The following is a 19,348-nucleotide window of genomic DNA, read 5'->3' on the forward strand; positions in this document are numbered from 1 at the left end:
GTTGGTTGTTTTTTAAAACAATAAGTTGATTAGGTTAAATATTGTTTATTGAGTATATAGCTGACAATTATCGTTTTAGAGTCAAAAGCAGATAGAAAGTGTGATTCAGTCATTATTTTCAAATGTACTATTATGGATGCTAGAAATATAAATGTAGTTTAATTTCAGTAGTATAATGACAGTCACTAGGGTTTTTGGCTTGTAGATATGGGGATTTTTGTATTTTTACTACAAAAAGCTTGATGTTGCTTGCTGGGTTGGATACAAAATGATTATGTTTTAGCCAATGTACAGGGAATAATAATGCAGATTGGTGTACCGAGAGAGGTACTCGCTCATGAGACGCGAGTAGCTGCAACACCTAAAACGGTCGAGCAGATATTGAAAATGGGGTTCAGCGTTGTTGTTGAACAAGGAGCTGGACGTTTAGCAAGCTTTGATGACGCTGCTTATGAAGCGGCAGGGGCAACGGTTGTCTCAACTGATGAAGTATGGCAATCGGATCTTATTTTTAAAGTCAATGCACCGCAGGTTAATCCTGTAACAGGTGTAGATGAATTTGAGCTCATCAAAGAGGGTGCAAGCTTAGTTAGTTTTATTTGGCCTGCTCAAAATCCTGAATTATTAGAAAAACTATCGTCTAAAAATATTAATATTATGGCGATGGATTCTGTACCGCGTATTTCACGTGCACAGGCGCTTGATGCCTTAAGCTCAATGGCAAATATCGCAGGTTACCGTGCTGTTGTTGAAGCCGCTCATGAGTTTGGTCGATTCTTTACTGGTCAAATTACCGCTGCAGGTAAAGTGCCTGCAGCGAAGGTCCTCGTTGCTGGTGCTGGTGTTGCAGGTCTTGCCGCTATTGGTGCTGCTGGTAGCCTTGGTGCGATTGTTCGTTCTTTTGATGTTCGTCCTGAAGTTAAAGAACAAGTTGAATCAATGGGCGCTGAATTCCTAGAAGTTGATTATAAAGAAGATACTTCAACGGGAGATGGCTACGCTAAAGAAATGTCTGATGAATTCAATAAAGCGGCTGAGCGTTTATACGCAGAGCAAGCGAAAGATGTCGATATCATCATTACTACCGCACTTATCCCTGGGCGCCCAGCACCAAAATTGATCACCAAAGAAATGGTAGATTCAATGAAATCAGGCAGTGTTATTGTCGATCTTGCTGCTGCGAATGGCGGTAACTGTGCATACACTGAAGCAGATAAAGTTGTTACGACACCAAATGGTGTAAAAGTTATCGGCTATACAGATATGGTTGGTCGCTTACCAACACAGTCTTCTCAGCTCTACGGAACAAACCTTGTTAACTTACTTAAACTGCTTTGCAAAGAGAAAGACGGTAATATTGATATCAATTTTGATGATGAAGTATTACGCGGTCTAACGGTTGTTAAAGCGGGTGAACTAACATGGCCTGCGCCACCAATTAAAGTTTCTGCGGCAGCTCAACAGCCAAAAGCGGCGGCTAAAGTTGAACCTAAAGTTGAAGAGCCTGCATCACCGGTTAAGAAATTTGGCTTAATGGGCGCGGGGATTGCGCTATTTGCTTGGATTGCTAATTATGCTCCAGCAGAGTTTTTAACGCACTTCACTGTATTCGTCCTTGCATGTGTCGTTGGATACTACGTGGTTTGGAATGTATCCCACTCTTTACATACTCCTTTAATGTCAGTAACTAACGCTATCTCGGGTATCATTATTGTTGGTGCTTTGCTCCAAATCGGGCAGGGAAATGGGGTGGTATCCTTCCTCGCGTTTATTGCTGTTCTCATCGCTAGTATTAATATCTTTGGTGGCTTTACGGTGACCAAGAGAATGCTAGAAATGTTCCGTAAAGATAAATAAGGAGTAACACATGTCTGCAGGAATCGTACAAGCAGCTTACCTTGTTGCTGCCGTACTGTTTATCATGTCTTTAGCGGGACTGTCTAAGCAAGAAACAGCACGAAACGGTAATTACTTTGGTATTGCTGGTATGGCAATCGCTCTGATTGCTACTATCTTTGGTCCTCACACTGAAGGCACAGTTTGGATTATCCTTGCGATGATCATTGGTGGTGCAATTGGTATTTTCTATGCTAAAAAAGTAGAAATGACAGAGATGCCAGAGCTTGTTGCTATGTTACACAGCTTTGTAGGTATGGCTGCGGTATTAGTAGGTTTTAATACTTACTTAGATCACGGTGACCTTACAGGTGTAATGTTAAACATTCACTTGGTTGAAATTTTCCTTGGCGTATTTATCGGTGCCGTAACTTTTACCGGTTCGTTAGTTGCATTTGCTAAGTTACGCGGATTAGTTTCATCATCAGCACTAATGCTTCCTCACCGTCACAAATTAAACCTGTTAGCGCTTGTTGTTTCAGCACTATTGCTAGTTTGGTTTGTACAGTCAGAAGGTTCATTAACGGCGCTAATCTTAGTAACACTTATTGCGTTTGTATTTGGTTACCACCTTGTTGCTTCAATTGGTGGCGCTGATATGCCAGTGGTTGTATCCATGCTTAACTCTTATTCTGGTTGGGCTGCAGCAGCGGCGGGTTTCATGTTAGCAAACGACCTTCTAATCGTAACAGGTGCATTAGTAGGCTCTTCTGGTGCTATCCTTTCTTACATTATGTGTAAGGCGATGAACCGTTCATTTATTAGTGTTATCGCTGGCGGTTTTGGTTCGGATGGTACAGCAGCAAGCTCTGATGAAGAATACGGCGAACACCGTGAAGCTTCAGCAGAAGAAGTGGCTGAAATGCTAAAAGATGCACGCTCAGTTATCATTACTCCAGGATACGGCATGGCGGTTGCTCAAGCGCAATATCCTGTTCACGAGATCACAGATAAGTTACGTGCAAAAGGCATTGATGTTCGATTTGGTATTCACCCTGTTGCTGGTCGTCTACCTGGACACATGAACGTGCTATTAGCTGAAGCAAAAGTGCCTTATGACATCGTGTTAGAAATGGATGAGATCAATGATGATTTCCCACAAACTGATGTTGTACTTGTTATTGGTGCAAACGACACTGTTAACCCTGCCGCGATGGAGGATCCTAACAGTCCAATCGCTGGTATGCCTGTACTTGAAGTCTGGAATGCCAAAGAAGTGGTTGTGTTTAAGCGTTCAATGAGTACTGGTTATGCTGGGGTTCAAAACCCATTATTCTTTAAAGATAATAGCCATATGTTGTTCGGCGATGCTAAAGACTCATGTTTGAAAATACTTGAGCACCTGTAAATCGTTAATAGTAAAGTAAACAATGCCACTCACATGAGTGGCATTTTTATTTCTAATCACTATTTAATAAATAACGCCAAAGCAATGTTTCGCTCGAATCGGGCAAATAACGTAGAGAGATCCGTCAACACAACATGCATAAACTTAATACTCTTTTGATTGAGTAAAAGAAGCCGAAGCAACGAAGGCTTCACATGTCACTCTCTGGTGAGTCTCTAAAATAGATAATGATTATCCTTTTTAAGTATAAAGTCTTTGCCTTATGGCATAAATTGACCGATGTTTAATGTTTGCATTTTTTTACATGACATAACTTTGACAATTTAGTGAGAAACAATGTTAAAGTATATGAATGAAAACGTATGTACTTTTATTCTCACTCTTATTTACTACTGCTAGCCATGCTGAAGGTGTTTCATTACCTGAAAGATTGGCGGCTGTTCGAACAGATTTATTGGAAAGTGAACCTGTATCTACATACGACTTTCGTAAACTACAAAGTACCTATCCAGCACCTTTACTGTTGCCTTCTAGCTTATTACCTCAAACTAAAAAGTATCCTCTTTCAGCACTGAGGCAGCTATATCAAAACTCGTTAACATGTAAGGGCCCGTGGCCTTATTCACCATTGGTAACACAGCCTGTAGTTTTTACTCGAGCTATTTGTAATAAGACAACGTTACCAAAAGGGTGGTTTGTTCGTTCAGGATATATTCATCCCGGCGGTGGTAGTTATGCATATCGTTATTTAGCTGAACACCCAGGAAAGGTGTCAGAACTCAGTAAGTTTTTGCATATTAAAGAACACCCATTAGCGTCATCGACAACCTTACTTGGTCGTTTACAACGAATGAATAGCGATGAAATTAAAGTATTAATCTCTGGTGCTCGTTTCTTCATTGCGAACGGTGAACTATGGGTACGAAATGGTAATGTCTATAACCTTTATAACCAGTCAACATGGTTAAAGGTCTTAGCCCGTCATGGTTTGCATTTAAAACGCTTAAATCGTCATGATTTTTGTTTAGCTCAGAATGGAAATATATGTTGGCGTGAAGAGAATAAGTCGCACTTAACGTATTACTTACTGGTATGTTTGTTGGTAAGTAATGCATTATTACTGGTAAGTTGGGGAGTTTATCGTTTCCGTATTCGTCGCCGAGATATGCAAGAACGCATGTTAGTTCTACAAATTTTGACGCATGAATTAAGAACGCCTATAGCAAGTTTAGCGATGACTGTTGAAGGATTTAGACGCCACTTTGATGAATTACCAGAAGGTCTGTATGATGAGTTTAGGCGTTTGACTGATGATTCAAGACGATTACGACAGTTAGCTGAAGCAAGTAAAGATTACTTACAAGCTAACCAACAACAATTAAGTACGCAAGAAGTTGAATCCGTCAATGAATGGTTAGGCTATCTTGCTGAAGAGTATGATGTAACTTTACATCTTGCTGAAGATAGAAGTGTTCACGTAAATATTTATTGGCTTGGTACATGTTTAGATAACTTATTTTCTAATGCTCATAAATATGGCGTAGCACCAATTACATTAACAACTTCATACTATGATGGAAAACTTAAAATTGTGGTTCAAGACCAAGGCCCATTAACTGCCAAAGATTGGTCTAAACTGCGTAAACCTTTTGTTAGTGAACAAGGTTTAGGTTTAGGTTTGACGATTGTAGAATCAATGATTAATAGAATGGGGGGGAAATTGAAATTAATAGGCCCACCAACCACCTTTATATTGGAGATACCGTGTGAATCAAACTCTGCTACTGGTTGAAGATGACCGCAACCTTGCTGATGGTTTACTCGATTGCTTAAAGCAAGCTGGTTATAACTGTTTATATGCAGATTGCGCTAGTAAGGTAGACGCTTTATGGAAAGAGGCCGATCTTGTTGTTCTAGATCGTCAATTGCCTGAAGGTGACTCATTAAATTATTTAGGCTCATGGCTTAAAAAGAAGCACGTTCCTGTTATTTTATTAACTGCAATGGTATCGATTAACGATAAAGTTGTTGGTTTAGATTCTGGTGCAAAAGACTATCTAACGAAGCCTTTTGCTGAAGAAGAATTACTTGCACGAGTACGCGTACATCTTCGTGGTGACGATGAAGATACTGCAGCAGCTAATATCATTAAAGTCGGCGATATCATTATCAATCAAGAAAGCCGTGAAGTCATTTTTGATAATGAAAATATTACGTTAACGCGTACTGAATTTGAACTTCTTGTATTCTTATCAAAAAATGCAGGTCGTGTATTTACACGTGACGAATTACTTGATCAAGTTTGGGGTTATAACCACTACCCAACTACACGTACGGTTGATACTCATATTCTGCAATTACGTCAAAAATTACCAGGTATTGATATCGAAACATTACGTGGTGTCGGCTACCGTATGAAGCCATAAGTACTGGTTATTAAATGAGAAGAATAACCTTTTTCTTGTGTCAGTTAGGTATTATTAACGCTTTGTTCTTAATACCTAACGCCAACGCAGCTTGGTTTGTAGATCAAAGCTCTTATGCGGCTGCCCATCGACATTTACTTGAAGGTCAAACTGATAAATCATTTGAATCGATTATAGAGGCTTGGCAGCAATCTCCGACAACAGATCAGAAAGCGAATCTTAATGGTTTGCTTGATCTTGCGATTACAGAGGACTGTGGCCATAGCCTTGATAATACAGTTTTACCTTCTTGGTTATCCAAGTTATCGATTGAGCGTTCTGTGGTTCAAAACATTAATCAGCAGTTACTTAAGTTATCGATTGTTGGTTCAACACGAGTTAACATTACGAAGATCAGTTTTTCTAAGTGGCCTAATGATAATTTAATTGATGCCAAACCTGTGGTTGATGATGGTGGTTACTTTACGGTTGATGCGAAAAAGCTCGATCATAAAGTAGAAGCAGGATTATATAAGTTGACGATTATCGCTGATGGTGAACCCGCTTGGAATAAATGGATTGTGCTTAATGAGCCGCCAGCCAAACAGAACTTAGGTTGGAAAGACAGCAATTCATGGCGTATTGATCATGTGGCTAAATTGAATTCATCATGTCCTGCACCGAGTTTGTCGATAAAACTGTATGACTTAAATGATACAGATTGGCGACCACTATGGAGCGAACAAACGGACATTTATCTGCCGACTAAGTTACCCAAACTTAATATCCCTGAAGGGCGATATTGGCTTGATGTTGGCTTAATTAAAAGTCGATGGCAAGGTGAGATATCTATTTTAGACATTCAAAGTATCACTCGACCCATTGATTACTCTGATGATACTCATTAAGTTTAAAACCACTTTCTATCAGTGGTTTTTTTATAACCTTAAACATGTATAATTAATGCATGTTTAAGGTGGTGAAAATTATGCAAATTATCGACAAAGCAAAAGAAGATAAAATACCTGCAATTTTACGATTAGGCTTTCGACCGTTTTTTCTTGGAGCAAGTGCTTTTTCAGTTATCGCAATGATAATGTGGGCATTGTTCTGGTCAGGTGAGTTTCAATTATCTAGTTTTATGTATTCAAATCCTATTTGGTGGCATAGCCATGAAATGCTATTTGGATTTTCAGGCGCAGTCATTATTGGTTTTTTATTGACGGCTGTACAAAACTGGACAGGGCAAACAAGTATTAAAGGCACTAAACTACTTCTGGTTTTCAGCTTTTGGTTGATTGCTCGTATCGGCTTAATGATGGGCTCAGTTAGCAGTCTTTGGCTGTTTATTGATACATTATGGATTGTCGTGGCTATCTACTATCTTGCAATACCAATCATAAAAGTTAAACAGTGGCGTAATCTTTTCTTTGTACCCGTTTTACTACTGTTTGCTTTTACCAATATTCAATTTCATTTCATTGCATTAGGCAAGAGTCATCAATCTATTGCTGATATTGCTTTACCTGTCGTGCTTGTCGTTACTGTGATTACCTTAGTTGTTGGTGGTCGGGTTATCCCATTTTTTACTTCACGCGGAACAAATACTGAAGTTATTAAACGAATTAAAACGATTGAATATCTTTCACTTATACCTGCTTGGTTGTTGCTGCTGGCGACATTCTTTATAAATAACGCAACAATAAATGGGGTTATTGCTCCGTTGTCGATCGTTGCGGCTACAACTAACTTTGTTCGTCTTTATCGCTGGCGCACAATCTCAACACTCCGTATTCCACTGTTGTGGTCTTTGCATCTTGCTTACTTGTCGTTAATTATTGGTTTATTTTTGCTTGGTTGCAGCTTTTACACAACAGCGATCAGTGAGTCTATTGCTATTCATATTATTACCATCGGCGGACTAGGGGGAATGATACTAGCAATGATCTCGCGTGTATCTTTAGGACACACTGGTCGTAAATTGCAAGTTGGGCGTTTTATGCAGGTTGCGTTTATTGCGTTATTTTTGTCATTACTAGCACGAGTATTACTGACTACTGTCGCGCCTGCTTTGTTACTTGATGGCTATGTGATTTCTGCAAGTTTGTGGGCTGTTGCTTTTGGGATTTTCACCATCGTCTATTTTCCAGTACTCACAAAGCCCCGTGTTGACGGTCATCCAGGGTAAGTGACTAAAGTGAGAGTCTGTATTGATAAGCTTGATAATCAGTGACATTATCGGCTATTCACTCTAAAATAATGCTTCGTTCATCAACAAGAAGATAGTTATGTACAATCACACTCCAACGCTCAATCATGAACAACAACAAGAAGCTGCTGAGCGTATCCATGAGCTGATGGCGCAAGGTATTAGTAGTGGTGAAGCGATAATGATTGTTGCTCACCAGATCCGAGAAGCGGATATAAAGCGTCGTGAAGCGGCTGGTGAAACCTTCAGTGATGAAGAAGAGTAATAAAAAGAAGAGCTTAACGGCTCTTTTTTTATAATTGGATACTTTTATTTCAAATAAAAGCTTGTTCAATTGTATGCTTTTATTATACAAATAATAAAAACATAATTTTATTAGGGTAATTATATGAATGACCGATATTTACAGGCTCAAGCTTTTGCTAAAAGTCGACATGGCGAGCAAAAATACGGAGATTATCCTTACTACGTACATTTAGATACAGTTGCTGAATTTGCACGACCATATGGTATTGATGCAATGATTGTAGCTCAACTACATGATGTGATTGAAGATACTGATACCAGCTTTGACGAGTTGGCAGACTTATTTGGTTTTACCATTGCTGACGCAGTGAATTACGTCACTGATGTGAAGTTAGAAGATCGAGCGAAACGAAAATTAGAGATAAATCAACGGTTACTATCACTTGATCCAGCTGAAGATGCAGCACGCTTAGCATTAATTGTTAAAACCTGCGATCGCTTAGCTAACGTTCAATCAAGCAGTAATAATTCACGCCGCCATTTCTTAATGTATCAAGCTGAGCATGACGCTTTTAAGCATGCTGTTTATCGTGCTGGTCTCTGTGATCCTTTATGGCAACAATTAGACGCGCTTATTCATTCAAAAGATTGTGTTAACTGTGCTTAGTGCATGAAATTTTGTGGTTAGTTAATAAAAAAGCCCGTGTATTTGATAAATACACGGGCTTTTTTATAAGTTGTTTATGACGACATATAGCTGTCAGTCATTATTCCTCATCGTAAATCGTCGGAATAGGTTGGCGCTTATGTTGGGTTGCTTTATAAATAGAGATTAAGCGATCGCGGACAAAATCGGTAACGGGTTTGCCTTCTAAGAAGTCATCAATCTGATCGTAAGAAACTTGTAAAGCATCCTCGTCAGCTTTTTGTGGCGCTAATTCTTCTAGGTCAGCTGTAGGTACTTTATAAACTAATTGTTCTGGCGCACCAAGTTTTGCTGCTAGAGCACGAACTTGACGTTTATTTAAACCAAATAGAGGTGCCAAATCACAAGCACCATCACCAAACTTTGTATAAAAACCGGTAATGTTTTCAGCTGAATGATCGGTACCAATAACTAAACCGCCGACAAGCCCTGCAATCTCGTATTGAGCAATCATACGTGTGCGAGCTTTTACATTGCCTTTCACGAAATCAACTTTAGCGTTGTCGCTAGGAATAAGCCCAGTATTTTCTAATGCAAAAAGGGTGCTTGCATGAGTGCCATCAACACCATTTTTAATATTAACGCTGACAGAGTGACTAGGCTGGATGAAGCTTAATGCGAGTTGTGCTTCGTCTTCATCTTGTTGTTCACCATAGGGGAGACGAACGGCAATAAACTGGTACTCGTTGCTGTTAGACACTTGGTTTAAACCATCAACAGCAAGTTGAGCAAGGCGACCACATGTTGTTGAATCCACGCCACCACTAATGCCTAGTACAAGTGATTTACAGCCTGATTGTTTAAGTTTTTTTTGAATAAATTCAACTCGGCGTTGGATTTCAAAATCAACGTCAATGACTGGTAGCACGCGCATTTCAGTGCGGATAAGCTGTTCCATGGTATATGAATCCTTAAGAGAGTTAGCCCAAATATTAATCATTTGAAGCGATATAATGGATAAATGAGAGATAAACCATTACACCTTTGGCAAAATCATGCGATAACTCGTTATTATGATCAATGCTAAAGATAGATATTACTAAAATTAAGGGGCATTTTCCTATTAAATGCTTAAATAATAGTTACATCATTAGAAATCTCTAGTGTGAATATAAGTAAATTGATAGAACAAAAGGTTTGATGGATGAAACAAACACTTGCTATATTCGGTAGCGCTTTTAATCCGCCTAGTTTAGGGCATCGTTCGGTTTTAGAACGATTAACGCATTATGACGAAGTGCTTTTACTTCCAAGTTACAATCATGCTTGGGGTAAGAATATGTTGGATTATTCATTACGTTGTGAGTTAGTTTCTGCTTTTATCGATGACATTTCCCAAGATAATCTCGTGCTGTCCACGTTAGAGCAAGATATCGCAGTAGGTGATGAGGCGATAACAACCTATGCGGTACTTGTTGAATTACAAAAGCGTTACCCAAACCATCAAATTACATTTGTTATTGGCCCTGATAATTTCTTGAATTTTGGAAAATTTTTCAAGTCAAATGAAATACTTAGTCAATGGCAAGTGCTTGCATGTCCTGAAACGGTGCCGATTAGAAGTACGCTAATTCGAGAAGCATTAGCTAAAAATCAAAATATCAGTGATTTAACAACGGCAAGTGTTAGCCAGTTATTAATGACAGACGAGCGTTATCATTTTTAACTTTAGGGGATATGGCGAAGTGTTTAAACAAATCTCATTTGGTGTTTTTTGTTGCTTATTATTTATGTTTTCTTCGTCAACTTACGCTTTCAAATGCAAAAATTATTATTCTTTAGATACTGTTTCTCAGCCTTTTAGTATCGATTATCTAAATAATACCAAAGACTGCTCAGCACCTATTTATAGCATTGATCGCAACAATAATATAAACCATTCGCTAATGTTTTCACGCCACGATAACGCTATACCATGGAAAATTGATTCTAATAGTTATGGTGATAAATTCTGGCTACACTGGGATGATAAATTTGCAGACTCACCTGTTTTAATGGATCACAATTCATCGACGTTTTATGGTTTAGGTTTTTGGATGCCGACTAACGATGATGATGAAGCATTCACAAGTGCAGCGGGGGCTGAAGATTGGATATTAAACCATGGACTGCAAATGAGTTTAGGCTTTGGTGATATTAGTGGTCAAAAACCACGCGTGAGGTTTGATTATCGTTGGCATAATAATAGCCATGTTGAAGATGGCGTATCAATGCAAGTTCATATCCCTCTGAATTAAAAAACGCCCATGTTAAGGGCGTATTTCATTTAGCGTAAGCTTTCACCTAAAATTGGCAAAGAAAGTGCGTCTACCATTTGTTCTGTCGTATTCAATTGAGCCGCAATTTGTGGGAGCTTTCGTCCTGAACGACTTAGCTTAAGTACTTCTCGCATTAGAATGCAGGCTTCACACTCTTTTACTGTCATATTCATTACAGATTCAAGGCTTGATATAGCTGTTTTTTCAGTTATTTTATTGCCTTTTAGCATTAATGCTAATGAATTATGATGCTGCTTATTGATCGCTGGACAAAGTGATTGAGTCGACACAGAAAGTTTTTCAACTTTATCTGCAATGACTTTTAATAAACGACCTTCTGCGCCATCCCATTTATGATCTTGAACGGGAGATTTTGCCAATTCATCAAGCACAGCTCTTACGAGCGATGACACAACAAAAAAGCCTGCATCAGTGCATAGTGGCTGTGTCATACGAACCGAAAAGGCCACTTGGTAAAATGTTGCACCAGGTAGCACTGTGATGGCATGTAAACAATCAAATGGGATCCAGAAACCATGACCCTTAGTGATCATGTGCTCTTGTTTACCTAATCGGATTAACACACAACCATTCGTTACAACAATAAAGTAAGAAGATTGGCTCTTTTTGCGTGAACCAACAAAAAGAAAAGGGTGTTCGTTATTTGAAAACTCAATAGCTTGTTTCATACTGACTCTCTTACACATAAGCATGCACATCTTCGTGTTTTTTTCTATTAGCGTCAACAAAGAGGGTTATGTATTAACTAAATACTGTAGATATCATTTCTTAACATGATCAAATTGGTGCAAAAAATAGCAGCTACGATGAAAAAGTAGACAATTATATGAGGTATGACCTCCAACCATCACGGTTATTGACAGAGGTTGTTTGGTTAATCATTATTTATTAGTAAAATAACTCAGTTTTTTCAACATGAAGCATTACTGTGCATATAGATAACGATATTTATAAAGAAATTCGCCCGTATAATGATGATGAAGTCAGTGGTGCGATTCAACGACTCATTGATGATAAAGATTTTATCAACGCTATTTTAAAGTACCGTTTCCCACATGCGTCGGGCATGTTTGGTTGGTTGCTTATTCCCCTTATTAAACGTTTCCTTGTGAAGAAATGGTCAGGCATTAAATCGGTCAAAGATATTCAAAATCAAGTTGCCAAATATATGCAAGGAACTATTGAACATTCATGTGACGGTGTAACGTGCACAGGCCTAGATAAATTAGACCCAAATAAGGCTTACTTATTCGTTTCTAATCATCGTGATATCGCGATGGATCCTGCAATGGTTAACTGGTGTTTATTTAAAGAGAACTTCAACACAGTACGTATTGCCATTGGTGATAACTTACTGAAGAAGCCTTGTGCAACAGAATTAATGCGTTTGAATAAAAGCTTTATTGTAAAACGATCCGCAAAAGGGCCACGTGAATTGATGAAATCACTTGGACTGCTTTCAAGTTATATCTCTCACTCTTTAGAAACAGGAAACAATATTTGGATTGCTCAAAAAGAAGGGCGTGCCAAAGACGGTAACGATAAGACAGATCCTGCTATTTTAAAAATGTTCTTTATGGAAGGACGTAAGCAGAAAATTCCTTTTTCCGAGTTTATGAGTAACTTAAACATTGTCCCTGTCGCGATTTCTTATGAAAACGATCCTTGTGATGTGGCTAAAGCTGAAGAACTTTATCAAAAAGCATCAACCGGTAGCTATGAAAAAGGTGAGTTTGAAGACATCGAAAGTATAGTACAAGGTATTGTAGGGCAAAAGCGTCGTATCCATATTAGCTTTGGTGACGTCATCAACAATGCACCAGAGACGCCTGAAGAATTAGCTGAAGAAATTGATCGTCAAATTACTGAAAATTACCATTTATTCCCAGCCAATTTCATTGCTGCGAATATTGATTCAGACATAGTGACAGACGAAGAAAGAAACAAGTTTGCCCAAAAACTTGAAAATCATAGTGACAGTGTTAATGATATCTTAAAGCAGATGTACGCGTTGCCTGCACTAAAAAAACAGCAACAACACTCTATGTAATAGCTATAAAACGATGTCGATTTTTTCTATTAATAAGGAACGGCATCGTTTTTTAATACACACCGAAGTATGGATCATAAGTAACAATAATTGCTTTAGGTATGATTATTTCAGCGCCATTTTTCCAATTATCATCGATATGTTGATATAGATTAGACTCTTCCTCAGATACCAATAACAGTTGAATCCTTTCTTCTTCAATATCGAATTGAAGTGCAATATAAGACGCTATATTAAATAGCCGCTCGTAACCTAAATCCGTCGTTATATGTTGAATAATAACAATATAGGTTTGATGATAATTTTTAAGAGCGTAACCAAAGTTATTCAATACTCTTTTAGTATCAACGGTTAATTTGTTGCTGTTATCACTAAAATAGACAACATTGTACTGATCTTGGATTTCAACTAATAATGCTTGCTTTGGTATATAAGCTTTAATTTGTGTTGTGCTCTGATTTATAGGACTAGCGTCGCTAAAATTATGTATCGCATAAGCTGGAAATGTGATGAATGCGACAGCCACTAAAATTGTAATTATAGTTACTGAATAGTTAAATAATCTATTAGTGATGAAGTTAGAAAAAAATGACGGCATAACATGCTCATTGTACTTGTATGATTATCAGTTTAGTACAATGAACATTGTTATAGCCTAAAATTAAGGTTATTCGTCTTATTTGTGATTATCTATGATTGGATTGATATTTTTATAGGGGGGTAGAGACATCCGCTCAGCCATATAATCAATGAAACAACGTACTTTGGGTGCAAGATATTTACGTCTAGGGTAAACAGCATAAATAGGTAATTCTACTGTCGTTTTCCAATCATTAAGTAAAGTGATTAACTTATTTGTTTTAATCTCGTCCGTTAGCAGATAGGTTGAGAGATAAGCAATACCTAAACCACTGACTGCAGCATCAAGCACTGCAGGTGCATTATCAATACGATAATTACCATTAACTCGAATGGATTGCTTTAATCCATCTCGTCCAAATTCCCAGTTTACATATTTACGCTCGCGGCTTTGGTAGGTAATACAATTGTGTTGACGTAAATCACCAGGGATAATGGGCTCACCATGTTGTGCTATGTAATCAGGGGAAGCGACAACGACGAATTCACATTTGGCGAGCTTTCGGGCTACCATTCCTTCAGGTGGATGTTCATGAATAGCAATCCAGCAATCAAAGCCTTCTTCTAAAAGGTTTGGGCGGTGATCAAATAAACTAATTTCAAGCTCTAGTTCAGGATTTTGCTTTTGAAACTCAGCTAATGCGGAAGTGATGTGAATATTACCGAAAGATTGAGCGATGCCAATTCGTAATAGACCTGTAATTTCATTTCGATATCCCGCCACCATAGCTTCCGCTTCATTAACAGTATCAATTAATTGTTGGCCATAGTCTGCGTATTGCACGCCAATTTCAGTTAATACAACGGTACGTGTACTGCGTTGAACAAGCTGACAGCCTAACCTTTCTTCTAAACATTTTATTTGCTTACTTACCTGAGACTTTGATATTCCCAAACGATCAGCAGCTTTCGTGAAATTTTGTTCATGACCAATAGCAGCCAGTATTACCATCTGTTGCAAATTATCAAGCATTTGGTATTCCAAGTTACGCTGTCACGATGATATGGCGTAACAAAATAATCGATTAACACTATCTATGCATTATGATTTTTTGCCTCATAAACATCAATCTATATGTATGAATATAAATAATAACTTACATCATTTTAAACGATTTAAATAATTAGAACGGAAACGTTATGATAGCGCTATTGCTAATGGAGGAATGCATGTTTACCGTTTTTACCACCTTTTTATTATTGGGTCTATATAGCTTTGGCGGCCCAGCAGCACATATTGGTTTCTTTCAACGTTCTTTTGTAAAAGAAAAAAAATGGATTTCTGATGATGATTTCACTCATGCTGTAGCGTTATGTCAATTTTTACCGGGCCCTGCCAGTAGCCAACTTGGTATGTATATTGGTTATAAGAAAGCGGGATATTTAGGCGCCGTTGCTGCCTTTATGGGTTTTACTTTACCTTCTTTTGCATTATTAACAGGACTTGCCATTGTTAGTAGCAGTGTAACGTCTAACTCTGTTGTTGATAGTTTAATCATCGCGGCAAAACTACTTGCCGTTATCGTCGTTGCTGATGCGCTATGGGGAATGGCTAAAAAGAACTTAACGACAGCCCTAACAATTACCGTGGCAGTGGTGACAGCTATTTGGGTCTATTTTAGTTCCGGTCTACTTGGTCAAGTGTTGCCTATCTGTGTCGCGGCAGCTGTTGGCTACGCATTGTCATTTAAAACGCAGATTACACCAACAAATAAACTAACGACTAGCATAAAACCACACCTTGGTATTTTAGTTACATTTGGCGTGTTGTTAGTGGGGTTACCCTTATTAGCACCTTACAATAGCGGTATTAATTTATTTAATATCTTCTACCAAGCAGGGAGTTTTGTTTTTGGCGGTGGGCATGTTGTATTACCACTCCTACAACCAATGATGGAAGGGTTAGTAGGGGAGTCTACCTTTATTAATGCTTACGCATCTGCACAGCTTGTACCTGGTCCAATGTTCACTATGGCTAGTTATTTAGGTGCTTCGATAGACGGTATACACCCAGTGTTAGGTAGCTTGATAGCAACCATTGCTGTGTTTTTACCTGGCAGTTTATTACTATTTGCATTTATTCCAGCATGGAAAGCGTTGTTTGAGCATCAACGATTAAAACAATCAATCACTTTAGTCAATGCTTGTGTTGTTGGACTATTAGCCAGTGCTTTTGTTAGTCCAATTATTACCAGTGGCGTTAAAACCGGATTTGATGTTGTAGCAGTTGTGGTTGGATTTATTGCGTTTAAATATTTCAAATGGCCAGTATGGGTGTTAGCTTTGATGCTTTTCACAACCAAATATTTGATCTTAACTTAATAACATCAATTAGTTAAAAAGAAGGGCTGCTTTATGCAAGCCCTTCTTTTATAGAATAATCGAAACAGCTTATAGGCTTGGATGTGGTATAAATATTAACTCCTAATGCACTATAACTTTATAACCTATAATGAAAACAACTTACCAATCGAGAACTAATTGATGATTTTTAATAATTAATTCAGGCTTAGTAGATTTAAGCAACGCTTGTTTCATTTCGTTTTCATCTAGCTTATAGACAGGTTTGGTTGATAGCACCTGTCCAATAAGTGAAACAAATGGAGTGATAACCGGTTTAGTCAGTATGTTATTAAACTTCTCCGGTTTTATTGCCAATGATTCAATATTTAAACCACGTAAATATATCGCCCCTTCATTTTGATTATAATAGGGGATGGCACTGAAATTTGCTTTAACAACAATATCTTGAGGTGGTTGGCCAGCAAGCTCTAGTTGAGCGCTAGCTGTAGTATCAACACTAACACGATTGTCCGCGACACGGCCAATGCCTACTTTTACTTTTTCAAACTTACCTGTTGCGTAGGCGATACCTTGAATACCAACAGAGCGTTCAACATTCGTTTCTTTGTTTATGTAGTTTTGCATCTCACTTTCAGTGATACCGTAACTACTACAGCCAGCAAAGAAGAAGGCAGAACTCACAATAATCAGAGCTTTTAAGCGCATAAAAAACCTTAAGAAAAATATATATGCTTTATTTATAGCTCATATTAATAAAAAAAAGCACGTAAACCTACGTGCTTAATACTCTCAAACAAATATTAACTGTTAGCAAACAAAACAGAGATATCATAGTTATCACGGCTAAGTGAGCTTTTAAGTTTTGCTAATGAGGTAACTTGTAATTGGCGAATACGTTCTCTTGTCAGTCCCACTTCTTCTGCAACTTCTTGCAAAGTCTGTGCTTCATAACCTTGTAAACCAAATCTTCTACATATGATTTCTTTATCTCGGTTATTTAAACAATTGAGTACGTTGGATGTTATTTTTTGGATTGCTAAATCATCAACATGTTCATCAGGTTTTGCACTGTTTTCATCTGCAATTAATACCGCTATTGACTGATTACTTGCTTCATTTGAGAATGATTGATCGTACGATACAATAGGAGTGTCATAAGAAAGGGTTGTCGATACATCATCAAGGGTTTTATTTAAAACTTCAGCAACTAACTCTGTACTTGGTTCCTGATTGTTTTTCTTTACTAATTGTTTATGCGTCCGAACAATGGTGTTAATTTCTTTTGATACATGAACAGGTAAACGTATCGTTCTTCCTTGATTATGTATTGCACGTTCTATTGTTTGTTTTATCCACCATGTAGCGTATGTTGAAAATCTAAACCCTTTTTCTGGATCAAATTTTTCAACAGCTGTCATTAATCCGATATTACCTTCATCAATTAAATCACTGATATGTATGTTACTGCCTCGGTATTTTTTTGCGATACTTACGACTAATCGTAAATTACTCTCAATCAATACATTTTTACTATTAGCATCACCGCACAAGCTTTTTCGGCTATATAAAATTTCTTCTTCTTTCGTTAAAAGTGGCTTTTCTGATATTTCTTTTAGGTATAAATGAACGATATCCCCGCCATGTGGAAATTGTTCTTCTTTGTTTATATCCATTTCAGATCCCTTTATGATATTTATATTTAAAGTTTATAAGCCAACTATCAATAAGCAACGAGGCTCACACTATCATAAAGATTTATTCTATTCACCCATTTTATTAATCAGTTAATAAAAAATTAATACTACTTCACATTATAAATTCAATAAAAAATACCTACAAAGCATCCACTAGTCACTATAGAAATAAGATCTCACGTTTTAATAATAAAAACTATAAATTTTATGAAATCTTACCAACCACTAATAGCACCTAAATGATATTGATTCTCATTTGTATCGATGTATGATGAAGTTATTGTTTAAGGAGTTAGCTATGGTCTCTACCACAATTTCTGTTAAGCCCGAAATGGCTATCTTCAGTTTAAAACTAAAGAAAAAACTACTACTTCTAGGTCCAGCATTCATTGCGGCTATTGGTTATATTGATCCCGGTAATTTTGCTACAAACATTGAAGCGGGCTCTTCTTTTGGCTATCAGTTATTATGGGTTGTTCTTTGGGCAAACCTAATGGCTATGTTGATCCAATACCTATCTGCAAAGTTAGGTATAGTGACGGGGAAAAATCTCGCGGAACATTTACGAGAACATCTACCCAAATGGGCGATAGCTCCATATTGGATTCAGGCCGAAATTATAGCTATGGCGACGGATTTAGCTGAATTTATTGGTGCTGCTGTTGGTTTCCAATTATTGTTTGGTATTAGTTTAATGGAAGGAGCAATAATAACAGCCATAGTAACAATGGCTATTTTATTATTAAGTAATAAAAGCCAGAAACCATTAGAAGTTGTCATTGCAACATTATTATTAGTCGTAGCTGTTGTATATGTTATTGAACTTTTCTTTGCTCATCCTGCTGCAAGCGAGATGATAAAAGGTCTTGCTATTCCAACGTTAAATAGTTCACATCAAATTTATTTAGCTGCAGGTATTTTAGGTGCAACAGTAATGCCGCATGTTATTTATTTACACTCGGCGCTATTTAAAAATACTTACGGTGAAACAAAAGCAAAAAGATTAAAATCAACACGTTTAGATGTACTCATTGCAATGGTTATTGCAGGTTTTGTGAATATTGCAATTGTGGCAATGGCAGCAGCCGTTTTCCATTATTCAGGTAATCAAGATATTGCTGGGATTGAAACGGCGTACAAAACATTAACGCCACTTGTTGGACAAGCGGCATCTACATTGTTTGCTATTTCTCTTATCGCATCAGGCTTATCATCGACTGTTGTTGGCACGATGGCTGGAGATGTCGTAATGCAAGGTTTCGTAAAATTTAAGATCCCTTTGTTATTACGCCGTCTTGTTACAATGATCCCATCATTTATCGTTATCGGGCTTGCTATTAATACCACTGAAATTTTAGTGATGAGTCAAGTCGTTCTTAGTTTTGGTATTGCATTAGCTATTATACCGTTACTCATTTTCACTAATAATGAAAAACTAATGGGTGAGTTTAAAAACAATAAATACGTTAGTTATGCAGGTATTGTTATCATTGCTCTTGTTGTTGCCTTGAACATATACCTAATGGTGACACTTTCTTAAATAATACATCCAATCAATTAGATGAATAAAAG

19 protein-coding genes are annotated in these 19,348 nt (G+C 37.6%); 13 read left to right on the top strand and 6 right to left on the bottom strand.

Going from position 1 to position 19,348, the window contains the following annotated elements; all coding sequences use genetic code 11:
- The first annotated feature begins 303 nt into the window (after positions 1–303).
- The 8 genes from pntA (at position 304) to C9J45_RS05795 (ending at position 8,771) form a co-directional block, all read left to right on the top strand.
- Positions 304–1,857: a Re/Si-specific NAD(P)(+) transhydrogenase subunit alpha gene (gene pntA, locus C9J45_RS05760; RefSeq protein ID WP_107247213.1), complete on the top strand. Its 1,554-nt coding sequence runs from the start codon at positions 304–306 to the stop codon at positions 1,855–1,857.
- 10 nt (positions 1,858–1,867) lie between these two features.
- The gene (pntB, locus tag C9J45_RS05765) at positions 1,868–3,244 is read left to right on the top strand and encodes a Re/Si-specific NAD(P)(+) transhydrogenase subunit beta (RefSeq protein ID WP_107207166.1); all 1,377 of its coding nucleotides are present in this window, start codon (positions 1,868–1,870) and stop codon (positions 3,242–3,244) included.
- 352 nt (positions 3,245–3,596) lie between these two features.
- Positions 3,597–5,036: a sensor histidine kinase VxrA gene (gene vxrA / locus C9J45_RS05770; protein ID WP_107207165.1), complete on the top strand. Its 1,440-nt coding sequence runs from the start codon at positions 3,597–3,599 to the stop codon at positions 5,034–5,036.
- A complete protein-coding gene (locus tag C9J45_RS05775; RefSeq protein WP_005365159.1) occupies positions 5,011–5,670 on the top strand; it encodes a response regulator transcription factor in 660 nt (219 codons plus the stop codon). The genes vxrA and C9J45_RS05775 overlap by 26 nt, the downstream gene beginning before the upstream one ends.
- Positions 5,671–5,684: 14 nt before the next feature.
- Complete coding sequence (locus C9J45_RS05780; RefSeq protein ID WP_233217638.1) at positions 5,685–6,557, top strand: DUF2861 family protein; 873 nt, start codon at positions 5,685–5,687, stop codon at positions 6,555–6,557.
- An 80-nt stretch (positions 6,558–6,637) separates the two neighbouring features.
- Complete coding sequence (locus tag C9J45_RS05785) at positions 6,638–7,837, top strand: NnrS family protein (RefSeq protein WP_107292280.1); 1,200 nt, start codon at positions 6,638–6,640, stop codon at positions 7,835–7,837.
- Between the two features lie 100 nt (positions 7,838–7,937).
- Positions 7,938–8,123 carry a YoaH family protein gene (locus C9J45_RS05790; protein WP_005365166.1) on the top strand — a complete coding sequence of 62 codons (186 nt, stop codon included), beginning with the start codon at positions 7,938–7,940 and terminating at the stop codon, positions 8,121–8,123.
- A 123-nt stretch (positions 8,124–8,246) separates the two neighbouring features.
- Entirely contained in the window at positions 8,247–8,771 is a 525-nt protein-coding gene (locus C9J45_RS05795) for an HD domain-containing protein (protein ID WP_107207162.1), read from the top strand.
- A gap of 100 nt (positions 8,772–8,871) precedes the next feature.
- Here C9J45_RS05795 and nadE read toward each other — a convergent pair whose 3' ends face one another.
- Positions 8,872–9,708: an ammonia-dependent NAD(+) synthetase gene (gene nadE, locus C9J45_RS05800; protein WP_107207161.1), complete on the bottom strand. Its 837-nt coding sequence runs from the start codon at positions 9,706–9,708 to the stop codon at positions 8,872–8,874.
- A 246-nt stretch (positions 9,709–9,954) separates the two neighbouring features.
- Between nadE and C9J45_RS05805 the strand changes: the two genes are divergently transcribed.
- Together C9J45_RS05805 and C9J45_RS05810 are read left to right on the top strand one after the other, a co-directional pair.
- The gene (locus tag C9J45_RS05805; RefSeq protein ID WP_107292281.1) at positions 9,955–10,476 is read left to right on the top strand and encodes a nicotinate-nicotinamide nucleotide adenylyltransferase; all 522 of its coding nucleotides are present in this window, start codon (positions 9,955–9,957) and stop codon (positions 10,474–10,476) included.
- Positions 10,477–10,495: 19 nt separating this feature from the next.
- The gene (locus tag C9J45_RS05810) at positions 10,496–11,047 is read left to right on the top strand and encodes a hypothetical protein (RefSeq protein WP_107207159.1); all 552 of its coding nucleotides are present in this window, start codon (positions 10,496–10,498) and stop codon (positions 11,045–11,047) included.
- A 29-nt stretch (positions 11,048–11,076) separates the two neighbouring features.
- Here C9J45_RS05810 and C9J45_RS05815 read toward each other — a convergent pair whose 3' ends face one another.
- On the bottom strand, positions 11,077–11,757 hold the full coding sequence (locus C9J45_RS05815) for an AraC family ligand binding domain-containing protein (RefSeq protein WP_107207158.1): 681 nt from the start codon (positions 11,755–11,757) through the stop codon (positions 11,077–11,079).
- Positions 11,758–12,017: 260 nt separating this feature from the next.
- Between C9J45_RS05815 and C9J45_RS05820 the strand changes: the two genes are divergently transcribed.
- On the top strand, positions 12,018–13,139 hold the full coding sequence (locus C9J45_RS05820) for a 1-acyl-sn-glycerol-3-phosphate acyltransferase (protein ID WP_107247394.1): 1,122 nt from the start codon (positions 12,018–12,020) through the stop codon (positions 13,137–13,139).
- 52 nt (positions 13,140–13,191) lie between these two features.
- Here C9J45_RS05820 and C9J45_RS05825 read toward each other — a convergent pair whose 3' ends face one another.
- A complete protein-coding gene (locus C9J45_RS05825; RefSeq protein WP_107260969.1) occupies positions 13,192–13,737 on the bottom strand; it encodes a hypothetical protein in 546 nt (181 codons plus the stop codon).
- A 78-nt stretch (positions 13,738–13,815) separates the two neighbouring features.
- Positions 13,816–14,751, bottom strand: coding sequence for a LysR family transcriptional regulator (locus C9J45_RS05830; protein ID WP_107207155.1), 936 nt, complete (start codon positions 14,749–14,751; stop codon positions 13,816–13,818).
- A gap of 197 nt (positions 14,752–14,948) precedes the next feature.
- On the opposite strand from C9J45_RS05830, the gene chrA reads away from it, so the two are divergent.
- Entirely contained in the window at positions 14,949–16,100 is a 1,152-nt protein-coding gene (gene chrA, locus C9J45_RS05835; RefSeq protein ID WP_107292282.1) for a chromate efflux transporter, read from the top strand.
- 141 nt (positions 16,101–16,241) lie between these two features.
- Here chrA and C9J45_RS05840 read toward each other — a convergent pair whose 3' ends face one another.
- Together C9J45_RS05840 and rpoS are read right to left on the bottom strand one after the other, a co-directional pair.
- Positions 16,242–16,787: a DUF1439 domain-containing protein gene (locus C9J45_RS05840; protein ID WP_107287562.1), complete on the bottom strand. Its 546-nt coding sequence runs from the start codon at positions 16,785–16,787 to the stop codon at positions 16,242–16,244.
- A 95-nt stretch (positions 16,788–16,882) separates the two neighbouring features.
- Positions 16,883–17,755: an RNA polymerase sigma factor RpoS gene (gene rpoS, locus C9J45_RS05845; RefSeq protein WP_107207152.1), complete on the bottom strand. Its 873-nt coding sequence runs from the start codon at positions 17,753–17,755 to the stop codon at positions 16,883–16,885.
- A gap of 319 nt (positions 17,756–18,074) precedes the next feature.
- Between rpoS and C9J45_RS05850 the strand changes: the two genes are divergently transcribed.
- A complete protein-coding gene (locus C9J45_RS05850; RefSeq protein ID WP_304589087.1) occupies positions 18,075–19,316 on the top strand; it encodes an Nramp family divalent metal transporter in 1,242 nt (413 codons plus the stop codon).
- The last annotated feature ends 32 nt before the right edge of the window (positions 19,317–19,348 follow it).

Origin of the sequence: Photobacterium sp. GB-1 (genome assembly GCF_003026165.1) — a bacterium.
Taxonomy (GTDB): domain Bacteria; phylum Pseudomonadota; class Gammaproteobacteria; order Enterobacterales; family Vibrionaceae; genus Photobacterium.